We start from the raw sequence: 6208 nt of genomic DNA on the forward strand, positions 1-6208 counted from the left end.
CGGCGACCACCGTGCCGGCGCCCGGGCGCGTTGCCAGCAGGCCCATCTGCACCAGATCCTTGAGGCCGGTGCGCAGCGTCGAGCGCGACACGTCGAGCCGTTCCGCCATTTCCCGCTCGGAGGGCAGTGATTCACCCTGCGGAATGGCGCCGGTCTCGATCACCGCCGCGAGGGCGTTGCGCAGCCGCTCGCCCAGCGGACCGTGCTGGCGGTCCATCCGTTCCTTCAGTGCGGTATAGAAGTCCAAGTCGCCTCCAGCCGGCACAAGCGGGCTTTTGCAGCAACTGGTATGGCTTTGGCTTGCCGTTGGCAAGGCGAATTGGCCCTACCTTTGACCAATGAACAGATGCTGGACAGCGGGAAATAAACCAATATCATACCAGTACCATTTCCAAGGGGTTCGAGGATGCAGTTTTTGAAGGGTTCGCTCGCGCTGATCGCAGCGGCGCTGATGACGACGACGGCGTTGGCCGCCACCGAGATCCGCATCACCCACGCCACCACCGGCGGCGCCGAAAAAGAGGTGCTCGACAAGATCATTGCCGATTTCGAGGCGGCGAACCCGGACATCAAGGTCGTCCAGATTCCGTTCGACGACGACGTCTACTCCAACACCGGACTGATCACGCAGCTGCAGAGCAACGACGTTCCGGACATCTACTTCCAGTGGGCCGGTTTCCCGGTGAAGCGCGACGCCGAGGCCGGCTATGCGATGGACCTCACCACGGCGCTTGCCACCGACGGCTGGGGCGACAGCTTCGTGCCGTCGGTGTGGACGGCCGGCGCCGGCACGATGGTCGATGGCAAGATCTACATGATCCCGACCTCGCTCGATGTGACCAACACGATCTGGTACAACGAAGCGATCTTCGAGGAAAACGGGATCAGCCCGCCGGCGACCTGGGCCGAGTTCGTCGCGTTGACCAAGACACTGACCGATGCCGGCGAGATCGCCATCATCCAGGGCAACAACGAGTTCTGGCCATTCGGCAACTGGGCCTCGCACATCGCCGCCAAGGTGGTGCCGCCGGCCGAGTACACGGCGGCCTTCGAGCGGACCGGCAAGTTCAGCACCCCGGGCTTCCTCAAGGCGTTCGAGTACATTCTCGAGCTGCGCGAGGCCGGGGGATTCAACCGAGACCTGCAGGGTCTCGGCGCCGACCCGGCGATGGCGACCTTCCTCGAGGGCTCTGCGGCGATGCACCCGATCGGCTCGTGGCTGATCGGCACGGCCAAGGAACTGGCGGACGCCGATTTCCGCTATGCCTCGTTCGATACCCCGGTGATCGACCCCGACCACCCGCTGGCGCACAGCGTCATCGGTACGGCGACCGGCTTCGTGGTCCACGCCAAGGCCAGGAACCCCGAGGCGGCGATCAAGTTCCTGAAGTTCTACACCCAGCCGGCCAATCAGATCCTTCGGGCCGAGGCGGGGACGCTGAGCCCGATCAAGGGCGTCAACGAGACCGCCAATCTCGATGCGCAGACCGACCAGATGGCCAGGATGCTGGCGGAGGCCCCGGCCATGGTGCCGCCGCCCGACACCACCTACCCGGTGGCGCTGGCCGAGGCTTACTACCAGGCCGCGGCCTATGTGGCGGCCGGGGAGAAGTCGCCGGCCGACGCGCTGAGCTGGCTCGACGAGACCGTGGCGCTGATCGCCGAATAGGCCGGCAGCCATGGCCGAAGCGGGGGCCGGGCGGCCGATCGAGGACCGGACGGCTCCAGTCGCCAGGGGCGCGGCGAACCTGCTGTTCATCGCGCCCGCGATGCTGCTGTTCGGCCTGTTCGTGCTGTGGCCGGTGGGATCGGCGTTCTATTACGCCTTCACGCACTGGGACGGGTTCACCGCGCCGCGCTGGGCCGGCCTCGACAATTTCCAGCGCGCCTTCGCCGACGCCGTGCACCTGATGAGCTATGTGCACGTGATGCTCTACATCCTCGGTACGCTGATCTTCGAGGTGAGCTTCGGGCTGGCGGTGGCCGTGCTGCTGAACTCCGACCGACGCGGTTTCGCGCTGATGCGGGGCTTCTTCTTTTCGCCGGTGGTGCTGTCGATGTCGGCGGCGGGCGTGCTCTGGGCTTTCGTGCTCGACTACCGCTCGGGGCTGCTCAACTCGGTGCTGAAAGCACTTGGGGCGGGCGAGCTGGCGCAGCCCTGGCTGAGCCAGCCGGCGACGGCGCTCATCGCCATCATGATCGTATCGGGCTGGAAGTATGCCGGGTTCTACATGGTGATCTTCTTTGCCGCGTTGCGCCGCATCCCGCGCAACATCTACGAGGCGGCAACGCTCGACGGCGCCGGGCCGTTCGTGCAGTTCTTCCAGATCACCTTGCCGCTGCTGCGCCAGAACGTCATGGTGGCGGTGCTGCTGGCAGTGACCGGAGGGTTCGCCGGGTTCGACCTGTTCTTCACCATGACCAACGGCAATCCGTTCGGGGCCACCGAGGTGCCGGCGACCTGGATCATGAAGCAGGCCTTCGACAAGAACCAGCTGAGCTACGGCATCTCGCTCACCGTGGTGCTGGCGGCGGTGGTGATGGCGATCTCGCTCGTCTATCTCAGGATATCGGAGCGGCTCAGTGTCCACCGCTACTAGCCGCAGCTGGAGCCCGACGGAGTGGCTGCGCTTCGGGATCGGCGCCGTGCTGGTCGCCGCGATGTTCTACCCGACGGTGTGGATGGTACTCTCGGCGTTCAAGTCGAACCGCGAAATCTTCCGCACGCCGTTCGCCCTGCCCAGCGTCTGGCGCTGGGAGAACTTCGTCGAGGCCTGGGAACTGGGGCGGCTGGGGACGCTCTACCTCAACTCGCTGCTGGTGACGGCGAGCGCCGTGACGCTCTGCGTCGGCTTCGCCACGGCGGCGGCCTTTGCCTTCGCCCGCCTCGAGTTCCCGTTCCGGCGGCTCAGCTATCGCGTGCTGCTGCTCGGTCTCTTGCTGCCCCCGCCGACCGTGGCGATCCCGCTGTTCACGCAACTGCGCGACATGGGCCTGCTTAACACGCCCTGGGCGCTCATCCTGCCGGGCGCGGCGTGGTCATTGTCGCTGACGGTCTTCCTGATGCGCGCCTATTTCAACTCGGTCCGGCCCGACATGGAGGAGGCGGCGCGCATTGACGGGGCGAACACCTGGCAGATCTTCTGGCGCGTGTCGGTACCGATGGTCTGGCCGGCAATGCTGACGATGATCGTGCTCAACACCATCAACATCTGGAACGAGCTGCTGTTCGCGCTGCTGTTCATCGTGGACGAGGACAAGCGCACGCTGCCGGTCGGGCTGGTGCGCTTCTACGGCTATCACAGCACCGACTACGCGCTGGTCTTCGCCGCCCTGACCATCACCACGGTGCCGGTGCTGATTCTCTACTTCATCCTGCAACGTCATGTGATCGCCGGGCTCACGGCAACGGCGATGGACTAGGAGCGCCATGTTACTCTCAGGGGTCATCGAGGGCTTCTACGGTCGCGCCTGGAGCAGGGCGCAGCGGGTGGACATGCTCGACTGGATCGTCGCGGCGGGGATGAACTGCTTCATCTACGGGCCAAAGGACGACATCAAGGTCCGGGCCCGCTGGCGGGAGACCTACGATGCCGAGGAGGCCGCCGACCTCGCGGATCTGGTCGAGGCCGCCGCGCAGCGTGGGCTCAACTTCATGGTGGCGATCGCCCCATGTCTCGATGTCACCTACTCGGACGCCGCCGAACTTCAGGCGCTGAAGCGCCGGCTCGACCAGCTGCTGGAGCTCGGAGTGAACCAGTTCGTGCTGCTGTTCGACGACATCCCCGCGACGCTCTCGGCGCCCGACCAGGCGGCCTTCCCGAACTTCGCCGCCGCGCAGGCGCACCTCGCCAATGCCGCTTTCGCGCATGTGCGGGCGAGGGAGCCCCGGGCGCTGATGGTGTTCTGCCCCACCGAGTACTGCGCGGCGTTCGCCGGCCACGACGTGCCGGGCTCGAGCTATCTCGATACCCTGGGCCGGCGGCTCGACCCGGCGATCAAGGTGTTCTGGACCGGCCCGGACATCGTCTCGGAAACGATCAGTGCCGCAAGCCTCGCCGAGGTTGGCAGGGTGCTGCGGCGCAAGCCGGTGATCTGGGACAATTTCCATGCCAACGACTACGACATCCGCCGTGTCCATGCCGGCCCGTTGGGGGGACGGGGCGACGAGATCCTGCCGCTGATCGACGGCATCATCTCCAACCCCAACAATGAGTTCGAGGCGAATTTCGTCGCGGTGCACACCACCGGGGCGCTGGTGCGGGGCGGCTATGACGAGGCAGCGGCCTTCGAGGCGGCGCTGGCGGCCTGGCAGACGCGGTTCCGCCTTGCCTCGAGTCGCGAGACCATTCCGCTGGCCGAACTGAGGCTCCTCGCCGAGCTGCACTACCAGCCGTTCCGGTGCGGCCCGACGATCGAGGCGCTGCTCGGGCGCACGCGGCAAATGCTCGCCAGCCATCGTCCGGACGTGGACGATGCCGAGTGGCAAGCCGGCCACCGGGCGGTCCGGGAGTTGCGCAACCAGGTCCGCGATCTCTTCCACCGGACCACCGAACTCGAGAACCGCGACCTGTTCTACGCCTTCAACCAGTACCTGTGGGAGGTGCGGGAGGAAGTGACGCACCTGTGCACCTATCTCGACTGGCTGGCCGAAAAGCCGGCGACCGAGGACGAGTTTCCGGGCCGGGAGCGGATCTACAACTTCTACCGCCAGGGGTTCTCGGTTGCGGTGCAGGACCTGCTGAGGCGCGACGCCGGCGGGCGGTATCACCATGGTGCTTGAGTTCGGCGACGGCTACCGGCTGCGCCGTGCCAACTCGGCGGACCATGCGGCGTTCAACCTCGTCTGCCTGAGGACCGGGGATTCCGGCAAGGATGCGACGGCGCGCGAGGACGATCCGGACCTGCTCGGGCTGATCTATGCGACGCCCTACCAGGTGCTCGCGCCCGATTTCGCTTTTGCCGTCGAGGGGCCGGAGGGGGTGAGCGGCTATGTACTGGGGACACCGGACAGCGCGACGTTCTATCAGCGTTACCAGAGGGAGTGGCTGACGCCGCTCGCCACCCGGGTTCGCGATCCGGGCGGTGACGAGAGCCGCTGGCGCGGCAGCGACTGGGCGCGTCGCGCCATACACCATCCCGAGATCGTCTATCCGCCGGTGCTGCAGGCCTACCCGGCCCACGGACATATCGATCTGCTCGAAGCGGCGCGGGGGCGCGGCATCGGCCGGGCGGCGCTCGAGCACCTGATGGGTCGGCTGCGGGACGCCGGCGCGCCGGGCATGCACCTGCAGGTCAGCCCGAAGAACCGCAATGCGCTGAGGTTCTACGAGAAGCTCGGCTTCGGCGAGGTACGGGGGAGCGAACTGCCACGCCACACGGTGTTCATGGCGCGCTCGCTGTAGCCTTGGAGGGCCCGGGAATCCCCCGGACCTGCTCCGTCGGTCTTTCCTGGGTCAGGGTCGATCCGGGGCGAGGCGGAAGTCGTTGCCCTCGGGAAGCAACTGGCCGCCGTCGACGACGATGGTGGTGCCGGTGATATAGGCGGCCTCGTCGGAGGCGAGGAACAGGAAGGCGTTGGCGACGTCGCGGACGCTGCCGAGCCGGCCGAGGGGGATGGCATCCTCCATCGACTGGATGAAGGCCGGCGAGCGGTGCAACTGGATCGCCTCGGTGAGGATATTGCCCGGCTCGACGCCGTTGACGGTGATGCCGTAGCCAGAGAACTCGAGCGCGGCGGCGCGGATCAGGCCGTTGATGCCGGCCTTGGTGGCCGAATAGTGCCCATGGCCGGGGCTGGTGACGTGCGGGCCGGTGATCGAGGAGGTGAACAGGATGCGGCCATAGCGCTGCGCCTTCATCGGCCCGAGCGCGGCGCGGGCGGCGATGAAGCTGCCGCGCAGGTTGACGCCCATCACCCGGTCCCAGTCTTCCGGGGTGGTGTCCTCGAGCAGTTGCCACGGATAGATGCCGGCATTCTGGACGAGGATGTCGAGGCGGCCATGGCTTGCGACGGCGAGGGCGACGGCGGCCTCGGCGTCGGCTGCACTGGAGATGTCGGTGCGGATGAAGCGTGCGCCGAGTTCGGCGGCTGTGGCGGTGCCGGCCGCCACCTCGGTATCGGCGATGACGAGGCGGGCGCCTTCCTCGGCAAAGCGCTGGGCGATGCCCTTGCCGATGCCGCGGGCGGCGCCGATGACGAGAGCGG

Annotated in this window: 7 protein-coding genes; 5 read left to right on the forward strand and 2 right to left on the reverse strand. The window is 66.9% G+C overall.

Translation table 11 applies throughout. The features are described 5' to 3' along the window. On the reverse strand, positions 1 to 247 hold a 247-nt coding region (locus ACE3TU_RS17745), incomplete at its 3' end, for a winged helix-turn-helix domain-containing protein (protein ID WP_374626609.1). Between the two features lie 159 nt (positions 248 to 406). On the opposite strand from ACE3TU_RS17745, the gene ACE3TU_RS17750 reads away from it, so the two are divergent. From ACE3TU_RS17750 to ACE3TU_RS17770, 5 genes are read left to right on the forward strand one after another with little or no spacing between them, the layout of a single operon-like run. Further along, a complete protein-coding gene (locus ACE3TU_RS17750) occupies positions 407 to 1669 on the forward strand; it encodes an ABC transporter substrate-binding protein (RefSeq protein ID WP_374626611.1) in 1263 nt (420 codons plus the stop codon). Positions 1670 to 1679: 10 nt separating this feature from the next. Then, the gene (locus ACE3TU_RS17755; protein WP_374626613.1) at positions 1680 to 2600 is read left to right on the forward strand and encodes a carbohydrate ABC transporter permease; all 921 of its coding nucleotides are present in this window, start codon (positions 1680 to 1682) and stop codon (positions 2598 to 2600) included. Beyond that, entirely contained in the window at positions 2584 to 3423 is an 840-nt protein-coding gene (locus ACE3TU_RS17760; protein ID WP_374626615.1) for a carbohydrate ABC transporter permease, read from the forward strand. The genes ACE3TU_RS17755 and ACE3TU_RS17760 overlap by 17 nt, the downstream gene beginning before the upstream one ends. A 7-nt stretch (positions 3424 to 3430) precedes the next feature. After that, entirely contained in the window at positions 3431 to 4783 is a 1353-nt protein-coding gene (locus tag ACE3TU_RS17765; RefSeq protein WP_374626617.1) for a beta-N-acetylglucosaminidase domain-containing protein, read from the forward strand. Next, on the forward strand, positions 4773 to 5405 hold the full coding sequence (locus ACE3TU_RS17770) for a GNAT family N-acetyltransferase (protein WP_374626618.1): 633 nt from the start codon (positions 4773 to 4775) through the stop codon (positions 5403 to 5405). Before ACE3TU_RS17765 ends, ACE3TU_RS17770 begins: the two co-directional genes overlap by 11 nt. A gap of 51 nt (positions 5406 to 5456) precedes the next feature. Here ACE3TU_RS17770 and ACE3TU_RS17775 read toward each other — a convergent pair. Then, positions 5457 to 6208, reverse strand: a 752-nt coding sequence (locus ACE3TU_RS17775) for an SDR family oxidoreductase (protein WP_374626621.1), incomplete at its 5' end; no start/stop codon positions are given.

Source organism: Devosia sp. (genome assembly GCF_041917035.1).
In the GTDB taxonomy this organism is placed as follows: domain Bacteria; phylum Pseudomonadota; class Alphaproteobacteria; order Rhizobiales; family Devosiaceae; genus Devosia_A.

What these genes read in the sequence shown, in the direction of transcription:
- ACE3TU_RS17755 (WP_374626613.1), top strand. Translation starts at nt 1,680, where the DNA reads ATGGCCGAAGCGGGGGCCGGGCGGCCGATCGAGGACCGGACGGCTCCA.
- ACE3TU_RS17765 (WP_374626617.1), top strand. Translation starts at nt 3,431, where the DNA reads ATGTTACTCTCAGGGGTCATCGAGGGCTTCTACGGTCGCGCCTGGAGC.
- ACE3TU_RS17750 (WP_374626611.1), top strand. Translation starts at nt 407, where the DNA reads ATGCAGTTTTTGAAGGGTTCGCTCGCGCTGATCGCAGCGGCGCTGATG.
- ACE3TU_RS17770 (WP_374626618.1), top strand. Translation starts at nt 4,773, where the DNA reads ATGGTGCTTGAGTTCGGCGACGGCTACCGGCTGCGCCGTGCCAACTCG.